The organism is Agrobacterium sp. (assembly GCF_059499945.1).
In genome coordinates this window covers 543,815-566,213 of sequence record NZ_JCABZP010000014.1, presented here as the reverse complement: position 1 = coordinate 566,213, position 22,399 = coordinate 543,815, and the positions used below count along the sequence as shown (strand labels likewise).

Sequence of the window (22,399 nt, the reverse complement as noted above, 5' to 3'; positions counted from 1 at the left end):
AATGTGCAGTTTGTTTTTCCAACATGGCTTTTATCGTCTTTCCTTTTGGAAAGATGTGCGAGATGTAACAGTCTTTCTGTAAATTGCCTTCAACCTGCGACGCTGCCGGACGAAAGGGAATGCTGGCAAACGAGGTGTGAATGGCAACGAAGCCGCCATCAAACATGAAGCCGACGCTCGACAAGGATCTCGACAAGTTCACCCGTGTCGAAGAGGCGACGCTGCACGTCACGCAGCAGCTTGCCGGCCTTGGCGCGGGGTTCATGTTCGTTGTCCTCGCGGCGGTCTTCGCGGGCGCTTTCGTCACGGGCACTGCGGGTGCCGTCATCATCATCGCCGCCGTCGCCATCGGCGCTTATATGGCCATCAATATCGGCGCGAATGACGTGACGAACAATGTCGGCCCGGCGGTCGGCGCCAAGGCCATGCCGCTTGCCGTTGCGCTCATCGTCGCCGCCATCTGTGAGATCGCCGGGGCATTGATCACCGGCGGCAATGTCGTGGAGACCATTTCCAGCGGCATCATCAACGTCGAGACCATCCCCGACAGGACCGCCTTTTCCTGGGCGATGCTGTCGGCGCTTCTCGCCGCCGGCCTTCTCGTCAATATCTCGACCTGGACAAGAGCGCCGATCTCCACCACCCATACGGTGGTCGGCGGGGTTGCGGGCGCCGGAATGGCCGCCTATGGGGCGAAAGCGGTCGACTGGCTTTCGCTCGGCAGCATCGCCTTCGCATGGGTACTCGCACCCTTCATCAGCGCCTTCATCGCCGTCGCCATCCTTGCTTTCATCAAGGAATTCATCATTTACCGCGAAGACAAGATCGGCTCGGCCCGGCTGTGGGTTCCGGTTCTCATCGGCCTGATGGCGGGCGTCTTCATGGCCTATCTCATCTGGGTCGGATTGCGGCAGCTCATGCATGTGTCGCTTGGCCATGCCAGCCTCATAGGGCTGGTGACCGGGCTTGTGGCGTGGCGGCTTTGTGTGCCGATCATCCACAAACAATCGGAAGGGCTGGAGAACCGCAACCAGTCGCTTCGAATCCTGTTCCAATGGCCGCTCGTTCTCGCCGCCGCCTTGATGTCCTTCGCGCATGGGGCAAATGACGTTTCGAACGCCATCGGCCCTGTCGTGGCCATCGTGCGCGCCCTGCATGATGAGGCGGTGAGCACCTCCGCCCGCGCACCGCTGTGGGTGATGCTGGTCGGCGCCTTCGGGCTTTCCTGCGGTATTCTTCTTTATGGCCCGCGCCTCATCCGCCTCGTCGGTGAACAGATCACCAAGCTCAATCCGATGCGCGCGTTTTGCGTTTCCGTGGCCACGGCGCTCACTGTCCTCGTTGCATCGCGCTTCGGCCTGCCGGTCAGCACCACCCACACCGCCATCGGCGCGGTGTTCGGCGTTGGCTTCTTCCGTGAATGGTATACGCAATCGTCACGGCGGCGGCAGGAGCTCGTTCAGGCGGGAGCCGGCCAGACAATCCGCCGCGCCCAAAAATATGCCGACAATCCCTCCGAGGTGCGCCGCCGTTATCTCGTCCGGCGCTCCCACTTCATGACGATCATCGCCGCCTGGCTGGTCACCGTTCCCTTAAGTGCAACGCTTGCAGCGCTGCTCTATTGGCTCATGTCCTTCCTCTTTCTCTAAAACCGAAAAATTCCATGCGCGCTAATTTCCGGATGCAACGCCTTTATATCGAAGCCAATCTTGCCGAAGGCGTCGCGCAGGAGGCAACAACCGAACAGTTCAACTATCTCGCCAATGTGCTGCGCATGACCGACGGCGCGGAAATCCTGCTGTTCAACGGGCGTGACGGCGAATGGAAAACGAGACTTACCTTTCCGAGCCGCAAGAAGATCGTGCTCGTTCCCCTCGAGCAGACACGTCCGCAGCCGCACGCACCTGACCTGCATTATCTTTTCGCGCCGCTGAAAGTCGGGCGCATGGACTATCTGGTGCAGAAGGCGGTGGAAATGGGCGCCGGCCTGTTGCAGCCGGTGATGACGCAGCATGTTCAGGGCAAGATTCACAACACCGAAAAGCTGCGCGCCAACGCCATCGAGGCCGCCGAGCAGTGCGGCATACTGTCCCTGCCCGACGTGGCCGAACCTGTGAAACTGAAGGACATGCTCGAGTCCTGGCCTCACGACCGGCGCATCATCTATTGCGACGAAGGCGATGCGGGGCAAAATCCGTTGCCGATCCTGCAATCCGTCACGGAACGCAAAATTGCCCTGCTGGTCGGCCCGGAAGGCGGATTTTCCGAAGAGGAGCGGGAGCTTCTGCGCGGCCTTTCCTTCGTTACCCCCATTCCGCTCGGGCCGCGAATCCTGAGGGCCGATACGGCCGCCGTCGCCGCACTTGCAGTCATTCAGGCTGTTATCGGCGACTGGAACTGAGAGGCACCATTGCGCTTCATGCATCTTTAAAAGAAATTCATTTGCCTCCGGATACGATCCGGCCCTATCTGCCAATCATATGCCTCGCCGTAACAGAGACGTCATAACAAGGTAAGCCATGGCACGCGACACGACCGACCAGACACCCCTCTCCTCCGTCACGGAGCTTACAGATTATCTGGCAGGCGGTTGCAAAGCTGAAGCCGATTTCCGCATCGGCACCGAACACGAAAAATTCGCCTTTTTCCGCAAGGATAACAGTCCCGTTCCCTATTTCGGCGAAGCCAGCATTTCGGCCCTTTTGAAGGGCATGCAGGAAAAGCTCGGCTGGGAGCCGATCATGGACGGTGAGAACATCATCGGCCTTGGCGAACAGCACGGCATGGGGGCCATCTCCATCGAGCCGGGCGGCCAGTTCGAACTGTCAGGCGCGCCGCTCGAAAACCTGCATCAGACCTGCAAGGAATCCAATCAGCATCTGGCGACCGTGCGCGAAGTGGCCGAGCCGATGGGCATTCGTTTCCTCGGCATCGGCGGCAGCCCGTTGTGGAGCTATGACGAAACGCCGCATATGCCGAAATCGCGTTACGCGATCATGACGCGCTATATGCCGAAGGTCGGGACCAAAGGTCTCGACATGATGTACCGCACCTGCACCATTCAGGTTAATCTCGATTTCTCCTCTGAAGCCGACATGCGCCAGAAGATGCGCGTTTCCATGAAGCTGCAGTCGCTGGCAACCGCGCTCTTAGCCTCTTCGCCCTTCACCGAAGGCAAGCCGAACGGTCTGCTCTCCTGGCGCGGCGATATCTGGCGCGACACCGACAATCGCCGCTCGGGCGTGCTGCCCTTCACCTTCAAAGATGACTTCGGCTTCAAGGACTATGTGGAATGGGCGCTTGATGTGCCGATGTATTTCATCGTGCGCGACGGCAAATATCACGATTGCACCCATGTCACCTTCCGTCAGTTCATGAATGGCGCGCTAAAGGGCGAAATCGCCGAGTGGCAGCCGACAATGGGCGACTGGACGAACCATCTTTCCACCCTGTTCCCGGATGTGCGCCTGAAGCGCTTCCTCGAAATGCGCGGTGCGGATGGCGGCCCGTGGAGGCGCATCTGCGCCCTGCCGGCGTTCTGGGTCGGACTTCTCTATGATCAGGAAGCGCTTGATGCTGCCGATGCACTGACGGCCGGCTGGAGTTTCGATGAGGTCATTGCGCTACGCGACGCCGTACCGGCCAAGGGTCTGGCCGCAGAGATCGCCGGCAAGCCACTCCTCGGCATCGCCCGTGAGGTGCTCGACATTTCCCGCACCGGCCTGAAAAACCGCAAACGCCTGAATGGCGAAGGCCAGGATGAGACCGTGTTCCTGTCCTCGCTGGATGAGGTTCTGGCCAAGAAGACCACCCTCGCCGAAGACCTGCTTGCGCTTTATAATGGCCGCTGGGGCGGTTCGGTGCTGCCGGTCTTCGAGGAATATCAATATTGAGGCATTGGCACTAAAGCTGCACCGCCATTAAAAAAGCCCGGCGCGGCCGAGGGGCCTGACACCGGGCAAAGGCAGGGCTATTGGCAAATCACCCTGCGGGGAAAACTTTTCAGCTCGGAGCAGTTCCGGCAGCTGGAGGTCTGCCAGAGTTGCGCGAACAAAACTTAGAGCGCCTCAAACCGCGTGACCGAGCGTAGCTGTGCAGCCCGGGTCAGATGGGCGGTCGGGTCATCGAAAAGGCCGGTATTGAGCGCGTTCGTCACATCCGATCGCACCAGGCCGACATCCGCAAGCAGGCGGTCATCGAGTTCCGTCAGCTCATTGGCGCAGATACGGTTATAGATGCGCTGCAGAAAGGTTTTCACGGTCGAAGCAACACCGACAACGAGGCGACGAAGCGCATCGCTTTCCCTGCCGGTTGCGAGTTCCAGTTCCATTCTCCGTTCTGCCGTGCGCATGACACTTATCCTTCCGTAACGGCACGATGCGGCACCGCTCCCGGCGCACCACGCGCGAGAAGCTGCCTCGGGTTGAGGGCTCGACATCTCGTCGGCCCGGGGTTGATATTGATTTGCTTGGTGTCAAAATGTCGCAAGACTATTGATCAGTCCAACGAATGTTTCTAATGTGAGGCATCAATCATTCTGATGGATGACCATCCATGTCCGCACCTCTCGACATAGACCAGCTGCACACCTTCATCGCCATCGTTGATACGGGCAGCTTCACCAAGGCCGCAGATCGCGTCTTCAAGACGCAATCCGCCGTCTCCATGCAGATGCGCCGGCTTGAGGAACGCATCGGCAAGCAGCTTTTCGCCAAGGACGGGCGCGGCAACCGCCTGACGGCGGAGGGCGAAAAACTGATGAATTACGCCCGCCGCATCATCCGCCTTAATAACGAGGCAATCGCCGCCTTCGACGACAACAGGCTGGAAGGCACGCTGCGCATCGGCACACCTGATGACTATGCCGACCGCTACATGCCTGAGATCATCGGGCGTTTTGCCAAGACTCACCCCAATGTCGAGCTCTATATCGTCTGCGAACCCTCGGTCAGCCTGGCCGAAAAAATGGCGCGCGGGGAACTGGATATTGCCCTCGTCACCCATAATCCACGCGCGCGCTCTTCGGATGTGGTGCGCACTGAACCGCTCTGCTGGGTGGCCTCCGCCAACCATCCGCTGAAGGATGACGCGCCGGTGCCGCTCGCCGTGGGCCGGCGCGACTGCCACTGGCGTCAGCTCGCCTGTTCGGCCCTCGATGCCGATGGGCGGGATTATCAGGTACTGTTTACCAGCTGGTCTTCCACCGTGGTCGCCGCCGCCGTGCTGGCCGGTATGGCCGTCTCGGTGCTGCCGGAATCGGCGCTGCGCACCGGCATGAAGGTTCTGACTGCCGCCGATGGTTTCCCGCCGCTGCCGCCGGTGCAGATCGGCCTGATGAAACGCCCCGGTCTCTCGCCTTCGCTGGTGAATGCCATTACCGACCACATCACCGCCTGCCTCGACAATATCTCGCCGATGAGCGTTGCCGACGAGATGGACAATGATGTGAAGACCTACCCCAAGATGCCGCGCCTGCGCGCCGGGCATATGCTGCCGGGGTGGTGAGGGGATAGTGGGTATGGCAAAGGCCGGACATGTCCGGCCTTCCTCTTTTCGAGCTATCGTGCCCGTAGCGTCGCGACCGCCAGCAACGTATCGCCGCTGATACCCACCGAGCCGCTGCCATTGAACAGGGTCATGATGGGATCGGCGACGTTCTGCTGATTGTCGTACATGATGGTGAAACGGGCGATCAGCTTCTTGACCTTATCCGGGTCCTGAAAATCCTTGATGTCGAAATATTTCTTCATCATCGCCACCTGGGTATCGACGCCGGCATTACCGAGTTCATCGGGAATGCCGAAGGTAGTCTTGATGAAGTTCTGGATCGCGGTATCGGCAAGGATCGAATAATAGGATGTCGTCCCGGCCGCCATGCGCTTGAAATAGAGCGCCAGTCGCACGCCGGCGTTTTCTTCGCCCGCCTGCGTTTCCAGCGTCTGGGTCAGATAATTGTCGAGCGTTTCATAGAGGCCGCGCCGGGTCTGGATCAGGCTGCGGTCTTCATGAAGGAGCTTGCCGTCCGTGTCGAAATTGAAGGCGGTGACGAGGCGACGGAAGACCGGATCCATCTCCTTGTTGACGTAGCTGTCCTTGTCATCAAGATTTGACGTGAATATCTTCTGCAGCTGTTCTTTCGTCACGCTCGTGGGGTCAATGCCGAGCGATTCCATCGCGAATTTGGTCAGGCGGTCATTGGCCAGAAATTCACTGAGCGTCTTGATCTTCTGCATTTCGCCCGAGAAATATTTCGCCTCGCTCGTGGCGGCTTCCTTGTCCTTAGCAGTACCGAAAGCCGATTTCTTCTTGATGTAGTCGGCCGACATGGTCTGCAGCTCGATTTCCGACTGCGCCAGAATGGGTGCACCGACCGAACCGTCCTTGGTGAAGTTGAAGAGTTCGGCAAGCTTCACATACCGATCGTCCTTCAGCGTATAAACGTAACTCTTCTTATCCTGAAGGTCGCTGGTCAGCACCCTCTGGATATCAGAAATGTTCACCTTGGCGGGATCGAGGCCGACGGCCTTCAGCGCATAGGTATACACCGCATTGGTTCCGAGGAAATCATTGACGCTTGTGACCTTGCCAATGCTGCTCTTGAACAGCGTGAGCGCCTTTGCGTCAGCTGCCTCGTCCGCATCATTGTAATGGGTCATGTAACCGCTGGTGGTCGTCGCGGTCTGTGTCGTTGTCTGCGGCGTCGTGCCGGCCGCGAGCGTCCCGTCGGGTAGAAAGTTGAACGCGTTTTTCAGGGCGAGGTAACGCTTGTCGTTCTTGCCCATGGTCGCGATGTAATTGTTCGGATCGCTGAGATCGCTTGTGAGGATGTTCTTGATCGTTGCCGGCACGATGGTCAGGTCGTTCAGGTCGAAAGCCGTTCTGATGTAATTGACAAGCCGCGCATCCGACATCAGTTCCTCTACTGTCGTGATGGAACCAATCTTCGATTCGAAGTAATCGCGGTTCAGCGTCGCGACGGTCGGCGTCACACGCGCTGCGCTGCCGATATAGGAGTCCGTGATGGCTTTCAGATTGTCCGCCGTCTGTGCCCCGCCGGCAGTTACCGTGCCGTCATTCTTGAACTCGAAGGCGTTAGCGATCTGCGCCATCTTGTTATATTGGGTGACGGTGTTCGACAGCGTCGTCTGTTCCGCCTTGATCGCCGCAAGCTTCGCCTCCCACTCATCCTTCGGTGGCAAAACGGCCTCAAGCTGGGTCAGCTGGTCCTGGCGGGTCACCTTTTCCGCCTCGAGCTTCGTGCGCTCTTCGTTTGTCAGACCCGTGCCCGCAAGTTCGGTATCGATGGCCGTAATTCGGGTGGTGACCTGCGCATACAGTTCGATATTACCCTTCATCGTCAGTTTTTCGACCGCGTCATTATAGGCCGCGCCGTATTTCTGGTTGATGTAGCTATTGGGATCGTTGACGTCGCTCGTCATCAATCCCTTGATATGGGCATAAGAATAGGTCTTCTCATCGACGCCGAAGACCTGGAAGATATAGGCGCGGGTGCGGTCGTTGCGCAGCAGCTGGTCGGCATTCGTCACCGTGCCGATGATTGCCTTGTAATAACGTGTCTCTTCCGCAAGGCTGCTGTTCAGATTGGTGATCGACGTATCATAAAGCCCGATCATCTTGTCGAGCTGTGCGTCTGTCTGCACGGTCTTTGTCGAAGAGCTGAAATTAAAGGCGGCGGCAAATTCCCGATAACGCTCGTCGGTCAGCTTGTTGGCGAAGCTGTTCTGGTCGTTCAGGTCGCTGTCGAGCACCTTTTTCATGAAGGCCTTGGCATAGGTCATCTCGCCCAGACCGAAGGCATCCATGGCATAGGAATAAAGCTGGTAGTTATCGAGGAATTCATCGACGCTTTTCACATTGCCGATGTTTTCCTTGTAATATTTCGTCTGCCGCTCCACGAGCCCCTGCTGCGACACGCGCGAGATGCTTGCCTTCATATCGCGGTTGATGAGGTCGTAGCTGAGATAAGTCGATACCATCCGTATGCCCTCTGGAGCACAGCGCATCCCCTCGGGGGACACCAAAAGCTCCGGTTTTGAACCACCCATCGCGCGCCCATCCGGACGCACGGCAAGCCTTGGCATGACTATGCATGACGCGCCTTGCCCGTAGCTTGAAAGAGCACAATTCCGATCGGGATAAAAACCGCATTGTCTCGATCTGCTTTACCTAAGCGAAACCATGCCACAGTGTGTTTTGCTAACCATTTGGGAATGCAAAGTTTTCTTAACCGCGATTTTTAAGCAGTCTCGAACATGCGGCGGATATTCTCCCGACATCAGAGGACGAAAAGTCCCGATGAGAAGACCGGAAACCGGCTCTCAGGTAAAACAAGGGTAGAATAAACATGACCAAGACCGTTCTGAAGCCCGACTGGGCCGTCGCCACTCTCAGACTCGACCCGGCACGTTTTCCGCAACAGGTCACCTATGGAAAAGGCAATGGCGCGACCGATGTCGCCGTCACTCTCGATGAACGGGGCGCCGTTCTGCGAAAGGTTCTGTCCTCTTCCGGCCTGCCTCTGTCCTTCGCCCTGCCTGCCCGCGCTTTCAAGGGTGTTGCCGCCCGCGCCATCGACCATGGCGACGGACAGGTGACGGTGACCCTGGAACTGCACCATGACGATCCGGATCTCTGCGTTCCGCTTCTCGTCGCTCACGATCTCTGCGATATCGCCGCCGACTGGCGCAGCTGGTCTGAAGCCTACCGCATTCCCATGCTGATGGTGGAAGCCGATGGCGTTGCCCGTCCGCTGGAAGAACATCTCGGCAAGGTGCGCACCCAGAATACCCGTCCGCGCCGCCGCCATTCCTATTTCGCGGAACGCCGTCCCCGCTTCCTCGTTCGCCGCTCCACCGGTTCGCTCGGCATGAGCATGAAGATCGAGGGCAAGGAAATCATCGCCCGCAGCTGATAATCTTCAGCCAGACAAATCAAAAAGCCCGGCGCGGATGACGCGACCGGGCTTTTTCATTCCGTGTTTTCACGGCTTACGCCAGCAGGAGCGGCAGGATCAGGCCTGCGAAAATCAGCACGCCGACGCGGTTGTTGGATTTGAACAGCACGAGGCACTGGTCCACGTCATCGATATCGAGCACCCAGACCTGGCGGAACAGCATGAGCGCGGCAGCGGCAAGGCCGCTATAGGCAATGATGTTAACGTCCGCCATCCAGAACGACAGGAACATCATGGCAAGTGCTGTGCCATAAAGGAAAACCAGCCAGCGATGTGTGTTCTCGCCAAACAGCAGGGCGGTCGAACCGATGCCCACCGCGGTGTCATCTTCCTTGTCCTGATGGGCGTAGATTGTATCATAACCGATCGTCCAGGCGATGGAGCCGACATAAAGCAGGACAGCCGGCCAGGCGAGCGATCCGAACTGTCCCGCCCAGCCCATCAGCGCGCCCCAGGAAAAGGCAAGGCCGAGGAAAAATTGCGGCCAATTGGTGAAGCGCTTGGCGAAGGGATAGATCGCCACGAAGACCAGCGAGAATATGCCGGTCGCGATTGCGAAACTGTTGAACTGCAAAAGCACGACGAGCCCGGCAAGCGCCTGCAGGACGATGAAGACCTTGGCCTGCATCCGGCTCACGCGGCCGGAAGGCAGCGGCCGCGAACGGGTGCGCGCCACGGCCATGTCGATCTTGTGGTCGGCCAGATCATTATAGGTGCAGCCCGCACCGCGCATCGCCACCGACCCGATGAAGAACAGCGCCAGATGCCAGATCAGTGTCGCCCAGGAAAAGCCGCCGCTTGCCACCGCCACATTGGCCGCAAGGGCCGCGGACCAGAAACACGGCCACATCAACAATTGCCAGCCGATGGGGCGATCCCATCGTGCAAGCTGCGCATAGGGCCAGAGGGACCTCGGCAAAATCCGATAGACCCAGTTGTTGGATGGCGCGTCGGAAACGCGGTCTGACAAATCGCTGTGGTGAACCATAGGGATGGTTCTACAGCATCGGCGGGAAAATCGGAATGGATTTCAAAGTGCAAAGATGCGCGGTTCTTGGCGGATTGCAACACGCCACCGGCAAAGCGAAAACCTCACCGACGTTATCCTCGGGCTTGACCCGAGGATCCACAACCCGTTGAAATCAATGGATCCTCGGGTCAAGCCCGAGGATGACGTCGAACGCGGATTGGCAGAAACATCAAGGCCCGCAACGGTTTCCTGCGGGCCATCAACCTCAGACATTCGGTTTCTTGTCTCAGGGCAGCGAAAAATTGAATTTATAGCTTGCCTGAACACCGATGATGAACTGGTTTTTCGAGCCGCGCTCGCGCACCAGCGAGCTATCGGCGGCATCACCGGTCAGGCGGCGATATTCCGCAAACGACCCGACTTCGGCGTTCTCGGTGACCTTCCAGGTGATGGCGGCGCCGATGCCGGCGGAATGCAGGCCGCCGCCCGGGCTATAGGGCGATGGCGCACCGGCGGCCGTCTGTGCGGCACTGACGCCGTAATAACGCTCATTGTACTTGCTGCTCACCCATGTGGCGCGCGGGCCGGCGGAAATCTGGATGCCGGGGGCGATATCGGTGAAGGCATCGACGGCAACATCGCCGACCACGCCGCTATGGCTGCGGATACCCTGACGGACTTCGCCGCGAACGCGCAGCCAGTCGGTCGGATAAGCCTCGGCGAAACCACCAAGCTCGCCACCGCGCTTGATGCGGGTCATGCCCTTGAGATCGGCGGAATCGCCCTCGTCACGCGGGGAAACCAGCTTGCCGGCCAGACCCATGCTGATCGGGCCATTGTCCAGAAGCGAAATCGAGGCGCTGTCGTTGCGCGAGGTAAAACGTGCGCCCTGCCCCTGACGGCCGAGCGAAATGATGGGCGAAAAGCCGAATTCATTCTTGTTGTCGCCCTGATATTTCGGCGCGGTGAAACCCGCACCACCGAGCTTCAGATACCAGTCGCCCGAAAACCAGCCTTCCGCATGGGCATTGCCCACGGCAAAAAGCGACAGGACACAGGCGGCGGCGGCCGCTGATGGCTTGAACATGAAAGAACCCCAGAAACGCAATACAGACAAGGTGCCCGTAGAATTAGAGGGATTGTCTTTCCATTTCATTAACCAGAGCGGGAAAGCAAACCGGCGGCTACTTCCCCGTCATTCCGGCCCTGAGCCGGCATGACGGGGAAACACCTTAGAACGTCACCTTCTCGAGTGGCGCACGGGTCTTCTCGAACTCCAGCAGCTTCGCCTCGTTCTGCGCAATGTAGTCGCGATTATGCGGAACGGCATCGCGGTCCTTGGCGAGCTGGATCTGGAAGATATGGAAATTTTCGTGGGTAAAGGCCATTTCCGACCCCGCCAGATAAAATTCCCACATGCGGAAGAAACGTTCGTCGTAAAGCGCTATCGCTTCCGCCTTGCGCGCCACGAAACGCTCACGCCAATGCCTGAGCGTATGCGCATAATGCATGGGCAGGATTTCGATATCCTTCACCAGCAGCCCGGATTTCTGGATCGACGGCAGCACCTCGGCAAGCGAGGGTATGTACCCACCGGGGAAAATATATTTTTCGATGAAGGGATTGGTCGCCAGTGCAGGGCTGGGCTGGCCGATGGAATGCAGCACCATCACGCCCCTGTCGTCCAGCACCTCCGCCACCTTGTCGAAATAATCGCGATAATGCGTCGGCCCGACATGTTCGAACATGCCGACGGAAACGATGCGGTCATATTTCTTCGAGGCCGGCAGATAGCGGTAATCCTGCAATTCGAAGCGGACATTACCGGCAAGGCCCCGTTTTGCCGCACGATCGCGGGAAACGCGCAGCTGTTCCTCGCTGAGCGTGATGCCGGTCACGTCGGCACCGGCGCTTTCAGCGATATACATCGCCATGCCGCCCCAGCCGGAGCCGATTTCCAGCACGCTCTGGCCCGGCTCGGTCATCAGCTTGGCCGCTATATGCCGTTTCTTGGCGACCTGCGCCTCATAAAGGCTGATGCCGGGCGGATTGAAATAGGCGCAGGAATATTGCCAGTCCTCATCAAGGAAGAGATCGAACAGCTTGGCACTCAGGTCATAATGATGGGCGACATTGCTCTTGTTGTGATTGACCGGCAGATGCATCTTGATGCGGGCGGCGATGATGCGCGCCATGCCGCGCCAGACCATGCCGAAGGACAGCGCCTCGCTCAGCGTGTTGCCTTTGACCAGTGCGAGGAAATCGTAGATGTCGCCTTCTGCGACCTTCGCCCGGCCCTCCATGTACATTTCAGCGAGCTTCAGCGCCGGATCGGCGGCTATCTCCTGCATGGCGGCTTCATCGGTGAAGTTCAGAACCACCTTTTTTCCCGTGCCGTTGCCGAAAGTGCGGCTGCCGCCCGGGCTGTTGACGGTGAGATCACCGATCTTGATTATCTTTTCGAGAAGAACATGCAGAGACGACGCCATGGCACCCCCAATTGCTAAGTCTCACTTATCAATTTTGCAGACCGTATTCCTTTCGGCACAAGTTTCAAGATAGTCTTATTTCAAAAAAATTGAACGATTTCATCAAGGAAAAAGCCCCGCCGGGGTATACGGCGAGGCTTTTTGGTAAAAAATCATTTCAACCCAGGGTCAGCGCCGCTTCATGGCTTCAGCCAGCGCGGCGGCAAGCGCACCACCGGTTTGCGACCCCTCGTTGCGCTCTTTCGGTTTTGATGTCGCGTGGCGCATGGCGCTGGCATTGCCCTTTTCACGCATCGGCTGCGGCGCTGCCTCGCCGCCATCCTTACGCATGGTGAGGCCGATGCGCTTGCGCTTCACGTCCACTTCCACGACTCGTACCTTGACGACATCGCCCGCCTTGACGACCTCATGCGGGTCTTTCACGAAACGATCGGCAAGCTGCGACACATGCACAAGCCCGTCCTGATGCACGCCGATATCCACGAAGGCGCCAAAGGCGGCGACATTGGTGACCGTACCCTCCAGCAGCATGCCCGGTTTCAGATCGGTGATCTCGTCCACACCTTCGGCAAAGGTCGCGGTCTTGAAGCTCGGGCGCGGGTCGCGGCCGGGCTTTTCCAGTTCGGCGATGATGTCTTTTACGGTGGGCAGACCGAATTGCTCGTCGATGAAAGTCTTCGGATCAAGCGCCTTCAGCGCGGCGCTGTCGCCCATCAGCGAACGCAGATCGCGGCCGCAGGCGGCAACGATCTTTTTCGCCACGCCATAGGCCTCCGGGTGAACCGAGGAAGCATCCAGCGGCTCCTTGCCGTTCGGGATGCGCAGGAAGCCCGCGCATTGCTCGAAGGTGCGCTGGCCGAGGCGCGGCACCTTCAGCAATTCCTTGCGGCTGGCAAACGGCCCGGTCTGGTCACGATGGGCGACGATGGCATCGGCAATCGAGCTGCCGAGACCGGAGACCCGCGCCAGAAGCGGCGACGAGGCCGTGTTGAGATCGACGCCGACGGCGTTCACCGCATCTTCCACCACAGCATCGAGTGAGCGGCTGAGACGGCCCTGATCGACATCATGCTGGTACTGGCCGACACCGATGGATTTCGGTTCGATCTTCACCAGTTCCGCCAGCGGATCCTGAAGACGGCGGGCAATGGAGACGGCGCCGCGCAACGAAACGTCGAGATTGGGGAACTCCGCTGCCGCCCGCTCCGAAGCGGAATAAACGGATGCGCCCGCTTCCGAGACGATGACCTTGGTGGGCTTTGCACCGGAAGCGGAAGCCGGCATCTGCGCCAGAAGATCGGCCACCAGCTTTTCCGTCTCGCGGCTGCCCGTGCCGTTGCCGATGGCGATCAGCTCGACATTGTGTTTGCGAATGAGCAAAGCGAGTTCCGCCTGCGTACCGCGCACATCATTCTTCGGCGGGAAGGGATAGACCGTGCTGGTGTCCAGGAGCTTGCCGGTACCATCCACGATCGCAACCTTCACGCCGGTGCGGATGCCGGGATCAAGCCCCATGGTGGCGCGGGAGCCGGCGGGGGCTGCCAGCAGCAGGTCCTTCAGATTGCGGGCGAAGACATTGATCGCCTCCTCTTCCGCCCGCTCGCGCAACTCGCGCATCAGATCGAGCGACAGCGACATGGAAAGCTTCACCCGCCAGGTCCAGCCAGCGACCTCCATCAGCCATTGATCGGCGGGGCCAACATTGCGGATATCGAAGGCGGCGGCGATGGTGCGCTGCGCGGGTTTCACCGGTGAGGGATCATCCGCATCGACATCGATCGTCAGCGTCAGAATTTCTTCGTTCCAGCCGCGCAGCATGGCCAGCGCGCGGTGGCCGGGCACCGTCGCCCAGCGCTCGAAATGATCGAAATAATCGGAGAATTTTTCGCCCGTCGCCTGTTTGCCGTCCACGACCTTGGCGCGGAAGGTGGCGTTCTGGCGCATGTAATCACGCAGGCGGCCGAGCAGATCGGCATTTTCCGTCATGGTTTCAGCCACGATGTCGCGCGCGCCCTCAAGCGCCGCCTTCACATCGGCCACTTCGCCCTGCACATAAGCTTCCGCCAATTTCGCCGGATCGGCAGCGCGGTTTTCCCAGATGGCTTCCGCAAGCGGGCCGAGACCGCGTTCACGGGCGATTTCCGCGCGGGTGCGGCGTTTCGGCTTATAGGGCAGGTAGAGGTCTTCCAGCTCCGCCTTGGTCCCGGCCTGCATGATCTTGACCATCAGCTCGTCGGTCATCTTGCCCTGACCGGTGATGGAATCGACGATGGAGGCGCGGCGCGCATTGAGTTCGCGCAGATAGACGAGACGTTCCGAAAGCGTGCGCAGCTGGGTGTCATCAAGCCCTCCGGTCACTTCCTTGCGGTAACGGGCGATGAAGGGAACGGTCGCGCCCTCGTCCAGCAAGGCCACCGCCGCCTTCACCTGATCGGGGCGGGCGTTGATTTCGGAGGCGATGAGCGTGGTGAGGCGGGCATTATCTGCGGTCATGAGGTTCTCTGATGTCACATCTGGAGCGGCGAACATAATGTCTGATTGTGGCGTGACAACAAGAGGCGGGAACGATTCCACAGGAAAGGCTGACTTCAAGGGAAAGACGGGCATTTGCGGCGCTTTCTCCTTGACCTTTCGCCCCCCTGCCCTTAACGCCCCTGACACAAGGTTACTGGCGAATTTGCAGGGGTATTGACCATGAAAGTTCTGTTGATCGGTTCCGGCGGACGCGAACATGCGCTGGCGTGGAAAATCGCCCAGTCTCCCTTGCTTGAAGAATTTTATGCCGCCCCCGGCAATCCAGGCATCGCCGACCACGCGACACTCGTTTCGCTTGATGTGGAAGACCATGCGGCCGTCATCGCCTTTACGAAAGAAAAGGCAATCGACTTCGTTGTCGTCGGCCCGGAAGCGCCGCTGGTTGCGGGTCTGGCGGATGATCTGCGTGCCGCCGGCATCGCCACCTTCGGACCGTCGAAAGCGGCGGCCCAGCTTGAAGGCTCCAAGGGCTTCACCAAGGATCTCTGTGCGCGCTACGATATTCCGACCGGCGCTTACCAGCGTTTCAAGACTGCCGAACCGGCCAAGGACTATGTTCGTGCACAGGGTGCGCCGATCGTCATCAAGGCGGACGGACTTGCCGCCGGCAAGGGCGTAACCGTGGCCATGACCGAAGCGGAAGCGCTTACCGCCATCGACGACTGTTTCGACGGCGCTTTCGGTGCAGCTGGCGCCGAAGTGGTGGTGGAGGCCTTCCTCGACGGCGAAGAAGCCAGCTTCTTCTGCCTTTCCGACGGCAAGACCGCGCTGGCGCTCGCCACCGCGCAGGATCACAAGCGTGTCGGCGATGGCGATACCGGCCCGAATACCGGCGGCATGGGCGCCTATTCTCCCGCCCCCGTCATGACATCGGCCATGGTGGAGCGCACCATGAAGGAAATCATCGAGCCGACGATCTCGGGCATGGCCAAGGATGGTAATCCCTTCTCCGGCGTGTTCTTCGCCGGCCTGATGATTACCGCCAAGGGCCCGGAACTCATCGAATATAACGTCCGTTTCGGCGATCCCGAATGCCAGGTGCTGATGATGCGCCTGAAAAGCGATCTGCTGCCGATCCTCTACGCCACCGCCACCGGCACGCTGGACAAGGTTGAGGCGGAATGGCGCGACGACGCTGCGCTGACTGTCGTTCTTGCCTCGAAGGGTTATCCCGGCGCTTACGACAAGAATACGCCGATCGCCCATATTCCCGAGGCGAGCGAAGAGGCGAAGGTCTTCCATGCCGGAACCGCGCTGAAGGACGGCAGTCTGGTGGCGACGGGTGGACGCGTGCTGAACGTCACCGCCCTTGGGAAGACAGTGACGGAAGCGCAGGCCCGAGCCTATGCGCTGGCGGACAAGGTGGAATGGGAAAACGGCTTTTGCCGCCGCGATATCGGCTGGCAGGCTGTCGCGCGCGAAAAGGCCTGATCCTTAAGGAAAACGCGGTTGGGAGCGAATATTTCGTTCAATTTTTACCAAGTTTGCTGACCCGATGGAAACGAAACACCGGTAATACTTGCCGGAATATTGAATGGCGCACTGTGCCTCGATCACGAGGCCGCGCCGTCATTTCGGGGGCTTTTCGATGCGTCGTCTTTTTCTGACAGCTGTTATCGCGCTGACCGGCGGGTCGGCGATGGCATCTTCCATCGAATATATAAACGGCGTGCACGTGGCCAATGGCAGCTTCGTTCGTCGTGATTGCGCGGGCTGCCAGCCCGTGAAGGGCAAAGCCGCAACACAAGGTTATGCGGTTCCCTCCATTGAGCCCGGCACGCAGCACACGGAAATGCGCGAAGTCGACGGCAAGCGCACCCTGGTGCGCACCGAAGCCTGGCTTGGCGGTGCGCCCGTCACCTTCATCAGCACCAATCCCGCATGGATGACGGAAACCTCCGGCACCGCCATCGCGACCTATGACGAGGCAGAACCCGCGGCACATCCGGTTGAGACGGTTTCGACACCGGCCGGCATCGACGTGACGACGACCACGGCAGCCGTCAAGGAACTTTCCACCGAAAACGCAGCCGAGCCGGCCAGCGCCTCGGTAATCGGCGCGCCCCAGTTCCCGGATTTCAAATTGCGCGGCAACTGACCGGCCGATCACGTTTTTGATGACGAACGTCAAATAATCGCGTCATCGCTGCATTCCCGAAATGACACTGCAACCATGCGGGGAATATTGCTTTCTCCGCCGCTTATTCTGCCTATGAGGCCTGATAAAGCATTCGCTAATTAAATATTTATTCAAATTTTTAGCCGCTAAGTGCCTTTATAGTGCGATGCAGCACAGGATGAGGCCACGGCGCGGACACGCGCTTTTCTGGCTTTTTATCGCGCATCATGCGCCTCTCCCTTCTCTGAAACATCGGTACCGCGCGGCATTTTCAGGCGCGCAATTCCAAACGCTTGTGAGCGCCCATGAAGAACCTTTCCATTTCCCGTCAACTGATCGTTCTCGTGGTGGCCCTGATGGCCGCCTTCGCCGTGGCGACGTTTTACCAGCTGAAATCCGCCACCGATGCTATCTATGAGGAACGCTACGGCATGCTGCGGACGCAGGTGCAATCGGCGATCTCCATCCTGCAATCCTTCAACGACAAGGAAAAGGCCGGAACGCTTTCGCGCGACGAGGCCATGAAACAGGCTTACGCGACTGTCAGCGCCATGCGCTTCACCCCCGATGGCTATCTCTTCGGTTATGACTACGACGTGACGATGAAGTTCCATCCCGATGCCAAGCGCGTCGGCGAAAGCTTCAAGGGCAAGCCTGACAGCAAGGGTTTCGCCTATCGTGACGAATTGGTGCGGCTTGGCCGCAATGGCGGCGGCCAAACGGATTTCTACGGCCCGAAGCCCGGTATGGAAGGCAATGATTACGCCAAGAGCTCCTATGCCCTTGCCTTTGAGCCCTGGCAGGTGGTGGTCGTGACCGGCGTTTACATCGATGATCTGAACGCGCAGGTTCGCGGCGATGTGATGAAGGCGCTGTCGATCGGCGCGCTGATCTTCGTGCTGGCGCTTGCCGCCGCTTTCTACGTCATCCGTGGCATTTCGAAGCCGCTCGGCGACATCCACCGCGCGCTTGGCGAAGTGGCCAATGAGAACGTCTCGCTTGCCATTCCCCATACCGGCCTCACCAACGAAGTGGGCATGATGGCGAAGGCCACCGCCTCGCTTCAGGACAAGGTGCGTGAGCGCCACGCCATGCAGCGCCGTGAGGAAGAACAGCAGCGGCAGCTCAATGCCGAGCGCCAGAACAATCTCGACATGCAACGCGACGAAGCCGAATTGCAGGCACGCGTCGTCGCCACCATCGGCGAGTCCCTCGAGAAGCTCGCTGGCGGCGATCTGACCGTGCGTTGCGGCGATCTTGGCAGCCGTTACGCGGCGCTGCGCGACAATTTCAACGAGGCCCTGACCCATCTTGACGCCGCCATGGCCAAGGTGAACTCCAAGAGCATCGATATTGGCGGCTCCAAGGAGGAAATCCGCAAGGCCTCCAACGAGCTTTCGCAGCGCACCGAACGGCAGGCTGCCAATCTGGAAGAAACGTCCGCAGCGCTCGACGAGCTGACGGTCGCGGTGCGCCAGACGGCGGAAGGGGCGGCCGATGCGGCCAAGCGCGTTACCACCGTCAGCTCGGAGGCCATGCGCAGCGACCGGGTGGTGGAAGAAGCAATTACCGCGATGAGCGGTATCGAACAATCCTCCGACCAGATTTCGAACATCATCGGCGTGATCGACGACATCGCCTTCCAGACCAACCTTCTGGCGCTGAATGCCGGTGTTGAAGCGGCGCGTGCCGGTGAGGCTGGCAAGGGCTTTGCCGTGGTGGCGCAGGAAGTGCGCGAATTGGCGCAGAAATCCGCCGCCGCCGCCAAGGAGATCAAGGACCAGATCGCCCGCTCTTCCGCCCAGGTGGAAAATGGCGTGCGGCTTGTCGGCGAGGCCGGCGATGCCCTGAAGCGCATCTCGGACCAGATCAAATCCGCCAACGAGATCGTCAGCAAGATTGCCCATTCGGCTGCCGAACAGGATACGACGCTGCGATCGATCTCTTCCTCGCTCAACCAGCTCGATGTTGCCACCCAGCACAATGCCGCCATGGCGGAAGAAACCACGGCTTCGGCGGAAGCGCTGGCGGTGGATACCGAAGAGCTGCTGAACCTCATCCGCGGCTTCCGCGTCTCCTCCGGCCATCAGCTTCATGGCATGGCGCACGAGATGCGCATGGCGGGGTGACCACGAACGGTCTCATGCGATTGAAACAAAAATGCCGGGCACAGACCCGGCATTTTTGCGTGCTCTCCAACATGTTCCCCACACATTCGGCGTCATCCTCGGGCTCGACCCACCCACATCTTCAGCGGGGAATGGATCTCGCCTCAAGGGCGAGAATGACGGAGGAGAGTATCAGCACGTTCGGAAATGAGCCATGCCGTGTCTGCGTGGCCTCGTCTCAACGAGAAAGCGCATCCAGCCGGTCAATATCGGCAGGTGAAAATACGGCAATACCGGCCTTTTCGAGCAGCGCCGCCGTCACACCATTGCCCGCATGTTTAACGCCAGAAAACGAACCATCGTAAATCGCAAGCGACCCGCATGACGGGCTGCCGTCGATCAGAAGCGCGTGGGTGCAACCATTGGCCCTGGCGAAGGCGAGCGCCTTTTCCGCACCGGCGATGAACTCAGCCGTGACATCGCCACCGGTTACTTCCAGCACACGGGCGCGGCCTTCGAGCACATCGAGGCCGGAGGCCCCTTTCTCGATTTCCGCCGGCGGGCGCGGCACGGGCATGCCGCCCGCCATTTCCGGACAGATTGTCACCAGCCTGCCCTCACTTCGCCAGCGGTCTATCGCCGGGTGGGAGAAGGGTTTGCCTTTGCCGTCATAGCGTACGGGCTGGCCGAGGAGGCAGGCGCTGATGAGGATTTTAGGAGGCGTGTGGGTCAATGGGAAATCATCCTGCGAAAGCGCAAGCCTCGAAGTACCCTCCTCTGTCCTGCCGGACATCTCCCCCACAAGGGGGGAGATCGGCAAGTGGGACACTCCCCGCCAAAGCCGTAACATAAAGATAGTCGAGAGGTCGCCACGATTCGATCTCCCCCTTGTGGCGGAGATGTCCGGCAGGACAGAGGGGGGTGAGCCGCGCACACTGACATGTACGGCTACCCCAAGCTCCCTCACCCCGTGATCTTCGAAAAATCCGCAACCGTTCCGGTGGCTTCGCGGATGGCCTTCAGCAACGCCAGACGGTTTGCACGGATGGCCGCATCCTCGTCATTGACGAGCACATCCTCGAAGAACTTGTCCACGGGCGCGCGCAACGTCGAAAGCGCCTGCATGGCCGAGCGGAAATCTTCGCCCGCAACAGCCTTCGCAGCATCTGCAGACGCGGTCCTGATCGCCGCATAGAGCGCCTTTTCAGCATCGAGTTTCAACAACTCTTCCGAAACGCCATCGGCTACCACGGTGCCCTTCTTTTCCTCGGCGGCCAGAAGCTGGGTGGCCCGCTTGGCGCCTGCCAGAAGGTTGCGGCCATCCTCGCCGGTGATGAAGGCGGTGAGCGCCTCGACACGGCGAGCGATCATCAGCAGATCGTCGGACTCAGGTGTGAGGACGGCGTCAATCAGGTCGTAACGCGCGCCGAGGTCGCGCAGGTAGACTTTCAGGCGGTCATGGAAGAAGGAGAGAAGGTCCGCATCCTTCGCAACGCTCAGCAGCGAAAGGCGCACGTTTTTCTCGAGCAGAATGCGCACGACGCCGAGCGCAGCGCGGCGCAGCGCGAAGGGGTCCTTCGAACCCGTCGGCTTTTCATCAATGGCCCAGAAACCGACGAGCGTGTCGAGCTTATCGGCCAGAGCGACCGTGATCGCCACCTTATCGGCCGGCAGGCGGTCGGAGGGACCCTGCGGCTTGTAATGGTCTTCGATCGCGGCGGCCACGCTCTCGTTTTCACCCTGCAGCGTCGCATATTTGCGGCCCATCAGGCCCTGAAGCTCGGGGAATTCGCCGACAGCTTCGGTACGCAGGTCGGCTTTCGCCAGCACCACAGCGCGGTCCACCAGAGCGGCATCGGCGCCGACGACCGGGGCCAGCGCCTTCGCCAGTTCGCGAATTCGCGTTACACGCTCGCCCTGCGATCCAAGTTTGGCATGGAAGGTGACATTGAGCGCATCGAGCTTCGCCATGCGCTGGTCGAGCGGCTTCTTGAGATCGAGGCCGAACTTCGCAGCCGATTCCTTCAGCGTTTCCAGATCGGGCAGATCGCCCTGGTCGCGGTTCCAGAAATGGCGGGCATCCGAAAGGCGGGCGCGCACGACCTTGCCATTGCCATGGATGATTTCCTTACCGCCATCGCTTGCCTCGATATTCGAGATCAGGATGAAGCGGTTGGAAAGCCCCTCTTCCGCACCCTGCGCGCGGGTGACGAAACACTTCTGGTTGGTCTTGATGGTAAGCCGGATGATTTCCGCCGGGATTTGCAGATAGTCTTCCTCGAAGGTGCCCATCAGCACCTGTGGCCATTCGACGAGGCCGGAAACTTCTTCCAGCAGGCCTTCGTCTTCCACCAGGTCGAGACCATTGGCGAAAGCAAGGTCCTTGGCGTCGTGCAGGATGATATCCTTGCGGCGCTCGGCATCGAGAATGACCTTCGCCTTTTCAAGGCTCGAGACATAGTCCTCGAAACGGCGCACGGTGATCGGGCCGGGCGCATGGAAACGATGGCCATAGGTGACGTTGCCGGCAACGATGCCGTCGATCACAAAGGGAATGACCTGCGTTTCGTCATGTTCGGGGCCGAACAGGCAGACGATGGATTGCAGCGGGCGCACCCAGCGCAGGCTTTCCGAGCCCTTGCCTTCGATACCGGCATAACTCGAGCCCTTCGGCATGGAGGCCGGGCCGGAGCGCATGGATTTCGGCCAGGGGAAAGAGCGGATGATGCCGGGCATCACCTCGGCGATGATCTCTTCCGCCGGGCGGCCGGGTTTGTTGATGATGGCGATATAGAAATCGCCCTTCTTCGGATCGGAAACGACTTCAGCCTGCGAAATATCGCTCAGGCCCGCACCGCGCAGAAAGCCCTCAATGGCCTTTTCATTGGCATCGGTACGCGGACCTTTTTTTTCTTCACGCACATCGGCGGAGCGGGCGTTGAGGCCGCGAATATCCAGCGTCAGACGGCGCGGCGTCCAGTATTCGCGCGCACCCTCATAGGTAAGCCCTCTCTCCACAAGCGCGTCGGTGACGAGTTTCTTCAGATCGCCAGCCGCCTTGCGCTGCATGCGGGCGGGGATTTCCTCGGAGCGGAGTTCAAGCAGAAGATCAGGCATGGGATCAGGACTTTATCTGTTGTCGGACGATTGCGGTCGGCTTAGCAAGCAACGCGGCAAAAGTCACCAAGGCATTCGGTTAAATTA

At 59.6% G+C, this 22,399-nt stretch carries 16 protein-coding genes; 8 read left to right on the top strand and 8 right to left on the bottom strand.

All coding sequences use genetic code 11. From position 1 onward, the window contains the following. The first annotated feature begins 140 nt into the window (after positions 1-140). The 3 genes from AC5I5B_RS14435 (at position 141) to AC5I5B_RS14425 (ending at position 3,893) form a co-directional block, all read left to right on the top strand. Entirely contained in the window at positions 141-1,649 is a 1,509-nt protein-coding gene (locus tag AC5I5B_RS14435) for an inorganic phosphate transporter (protein ID WP_060726040.1), read from the top strand. Positions 1,650-1,663: 14 nt separating this feature from the next. Beyond that, positions 1,664-2,401 carry a 16S rRNA (uracil(1498)-N(3))-methyltransferase gene (locus tag AC5I5B_RS14430; protein WP_162686159.1) on the top strand — a complete coding sequence of 246 codons (738 nt, stop codon included), beginning with the start codon at positions 1,664-1,666 and terminating at the stop codon, positions 2,399-2,401. 118 nt (positions 2,402-2,519) lie between these two features. Next, positions 2,520-3,893, top strand: a complete 1,374-nt coding sequence (locus AC5I5B_RS14425) for a glutamate--cysteine ligase (RefSeq protein ID WP_111833691.1) — start codon at positions 2,520-2,522, stop codon at positions 3,891-3,893. A gap of 164 nt (positions 3,894-4,057) precedes the next feature. On the opposite strand, the gene AC5I5B_RS14420 is transcribed toward AC5I5B_RS14425, so the two are convergent. Then, positions 4,058-4,351 (bottom strand): YjiS-like domain-containing protein, encoded by a 294-nt coding sequence (locus AC5I5B_RS14420; protein WP_060722940.1) that lies wholly within the window; start codon positions 4,349-4,351, stop codon positions 4,058-4,060. A gap of 203 nt (positions 4,352-4,554) precedes the next feature. Here AC5I5B_RS14420 and AC5I5B_RS14415 point away from each other — a divergent pair, with 203 nt between their 5' ends. After that, a complete protein-coding gene (locus tag AC5I5B_RS14415; RefSeq protein ID WP_020010502.1) occupies positions 4,555-5,505 on the top strand; it encodes a LysR substrate-binding domain-containing protein in 951 nt (316 codons plus the stop codon). A gap of 53 nt (positions 5,506-5,558) precedes the next feature. Here the strand turns inward: AC5I5B_RS14415 and AC5I5B_RS14410 are convergent, their stop codons facing one another. Then, a complete protein-coding gene (locus AC5I5B_RS14410) occupies positions 5,559-7,997 on the bottom strand; it encodes a DUF1217 domain-containing protein (protein WP_111833692.1) in 2,439 nt (812 codons plus the stop codon). 368 nt (positions 7,998-8,365) lie between these two features. Between AC5I5B_RS14410 and AC5I5B_RS14405 the strand changes: the two genes are divergently transcribed. Next, positions 8,366-8,932 (top strand): DUF6101 family protein, encoded by a 567-nt coding sequence (locus AC5I5B_RS14405; protein WP_003503226.1) that lies wholly within the window; start codon positions 8,366-8,368, stop codon positions 8,930-8,932. A 76-nt stretch (positions 8,933-9,008) separates the two neighbouring features. Here the strand turns inward: AC5I5B_RS14405 and ubiA are convergent, their stop codons facing one another. The 4 genes from ubiA to AC5I5B_RS14385 all read right to left on the bottom strand — a co-directional run bounded on the left by ubiA (position 9,009) and on the right by AC5I5B_RS14385 (position 14,926). Next, positions 9,009-9,962 carry a 4-hydroxybenzoate octaprenyltransferase gene (ubiA, locus tag AC5I5B_RS14400; RefSeq protein ID WP_080865853.1) on the bottom strand — a complete coding sequence of 318 codons (954 nt, stop codon included), beginning with the start codon at positions 9,960-9,962 and terminating at the stop codon, positions 9,009-9,011. A 268-nt stretch (positions 9,963-10,230) separates the two neighbouring features. Beyond that, a complete protein-coding gene (locus AC5I5B_RS14395) occupies positions 10,231-11,031 on the bottom strand; it encodes a MipA/OmpV family protein (RefSeq protein ID WP_003503231.1) in 801 nt (266 codons plus the stop codon). Between the two features lie 145 nt (positions 11,032-11,176). Continuing rightward, complete coding sequence (locus tag AC5I5B_RS14390; protein ID WP_060722936.1) at positions 11,177-12,433, bottom strand: cyclopropane fatty acid synthase; 1,257 nt, start codon at positions 12,431-12,433, stop codon at positions 11,177-11,179. A gap of 168 nt (positions 12,434-12,601) precedes the next feature. Next, positions 12,602-14,926 (bottom strand): Tex family protein, encoded by a 2,325-nt coding sequence (locus AC5I5B_RS14385; protein ID WP_003503236.1) that lies wholly within the window; start codon positions 14,924-14,926, stop codon positions 12,602-12,604. Positions 14,927-15,127: 201 nt separating this feature from the next. Here AC5I5B_RS14385 and purD point away from each other — a divergent pair, with 201 nt between their 5' ends. From purD to AC5I5B_RS14370, 3 genes are all read left to right on the top strand, one after another. Then, positions 15,128-16,399 (top strand): phosphoribosylamine--glycine ligase, encoded by a 1,272-nt coding sequence (gene purD, locus AC5I5B_RS14380; RefSeq protein WP_111833693.1) that lies wholly within the window; start codon positions 15,128-15,130, stop codon positions 16,397-16,399. A 157-nt stretch (positions 16,400-16,556) separates the two neighbouring features. After that, positions 16,557-17,066, top strand: a complete 510-nt coding sequence (locus AC5I5B_RS14375; RefSeq protein WP_495752745.1) for a plant virulence effector HPE1-like domain-containing protein — start codon at positions 16,557-16,559, stop codon at positions 17,064-17,066. A 326-nt stretch (positions 17,067-17,392) separates the two neighbouring features. Next, positions 17,393-19,216, top strand: a complete 1,824-nt coding sequence (locus AC5I5B_RS14370) for a methyl-accepting chemotaxis protein (RefSeq protein ID WP_495752744.1) — start codon at positions 17,393-17,395, stop codon at positions 19,214-19,216. Between the two features lie 217 nt (positions 19,217-19,433). On the opposite strand, the gene AC5I5B_RS14365 is transcribed toward AC5I5B_RS14370, so the two are convergent. After that, positions 19,434-19,928 carry a 2-thiouracil desulfurase family protein gene (locus AC5I5B_RS14365; RefSeq protein ID WP_495752743.1) on the bottom strand — a complete coding sequence of 165 codons (495 nt, stop codon included), beginning with the start codon at positions 19,926-19,928 and terminating at the stop codon, positions 19,434-19,436. A gap of 230 nt (positions 19,929-20,158) precedes the next feature. Continuing rightward, complete coding sequence (gene glyS / locus AC5I5B_RS14360) at positions 20,159-22,312, bottom strand: glycine--tRNA ligase subunit beta (protein WP_020813595.1); 2,154 nt, start codon at positions 22,310-22,312, stop codon at positions 20,159-20,161. Positions 22,313-22,399 lie beyond the last annotated feature (87 nt).

What these genes read in the sequence shown, in the direction of transcription:
- AC5I5B_RS14405 (WP_003503226.1), top strand. Translation starts at nt 8,366, where the DNA reads ATGACCAAGACCGTTCTGAAGCCCGACTGGGCCGTCGCCACTCTCAGA.
- AC5I5B_RS14410 (WP_111833692.1), bottom strand. Translation starts at nt 7,997, where the DNA reads ATGGTATCGACTTATCTCAGCTACGACCTCATCAACCGCGATATGAAG.
- AC5I5B_RS14435 (WP_060726040.1), top strand. Translation starts at nt 141, where the DNA reads ATGGCAACGAAGCCGCCATCAAACATGAAGCCGACGCTCGACAAGGAT.
- AC5I5B_RS14425 (WP_111833691.1), top strand. Translation starts at nt 2,520, where the DNA reads ATGGCACGCGACACGACCGACCAGACACCCCTCTCCTCCGTCACGGAG.
- ubiA (WP_080865853.1), bottom strand. Translation starts at nt 9,962, where the DNA reads ATGGTTCACCACAGCGATTTGTCAGACCGCGTTTCCGACGCGCCATCC.
- AC5I5B_RS14420 (WP_060722940.1), bottom strand. Translation starts at nt 4,351, where the DNA reads ATGCGCACGGCAGAACGGAGAATGGAACTGGAACTCGCAACCGGCAGG.
- AC5I5B_RS14385 (WP_003503236.1), bottom strand. Translation starts at nt 14,926, where the DNA reads ATGACCGCAGATAATGCCCGCCTCACCACGCTCATCGCCTCCGAAATC.
- AC5I5B_RS14395 (WP_003503231.1), bottom strand. Translation starts at nt 11,031, where the DNA reads ATGTTCAAGCCATCAGCGGCCGCCGCCGCCTGTGTCCTGTCGCTTTTT.
- AC5I5B_RS14370 (WP_495752744.1), top strand. Translation starts at nt 17,393, where the DNA reads ATGAAGAACCTTTCCATTTCCCGTCAACTGATCGTTCTCGTGGTGGCC.
- AC5I5B_RS14375 (WP_495752745.1), top strand. Translation starts at nt 16,557, where the DNA reads ATGCGTCGTCTTTTTCTGACAGCTGTTATCGCGCTGACCGGCGGGTCG.
- AC5I5B_RS14390 (WP_060722936.1), bottom strand. Translation starts at nt 12,433, where the DNA reads ATGGCGTCGTCTCTGCATGTTCTTCTCGAAAAGATAATCAAGATCGGT.
- AC5I5B_RS14415 (WP_020010502.1), top strand. Translation starts at nt 4,555, where the DNA reads ATGTCCGCACCTCTCGACATAGACCAGCTGCACACCTTCATCGCCATC.
- AC5I5B_RS14430 (WP_162686159.1), top strand. Translation starts at nt 1,664, where the DNA reads ATGCGCGCTAATTTCCGGATGCAACGCCTTTATATCGAAGCCAATCTT.
- glyS (WP_020813595.1), bottom strand. Translation starts at nt 22,312, where the DNA reads ATGCCTGATCTTCTGCTTGAACTCCGCTCCGAGGAAATCCCCGCCCGC.
- purD (WP_111833693.1), top strand. Translation starts at nt 15,128, where the DNA reads ATGAAAGTTCTGTTGATCGGTTCCGGCGGACGCGAACATGCGCTGGCG.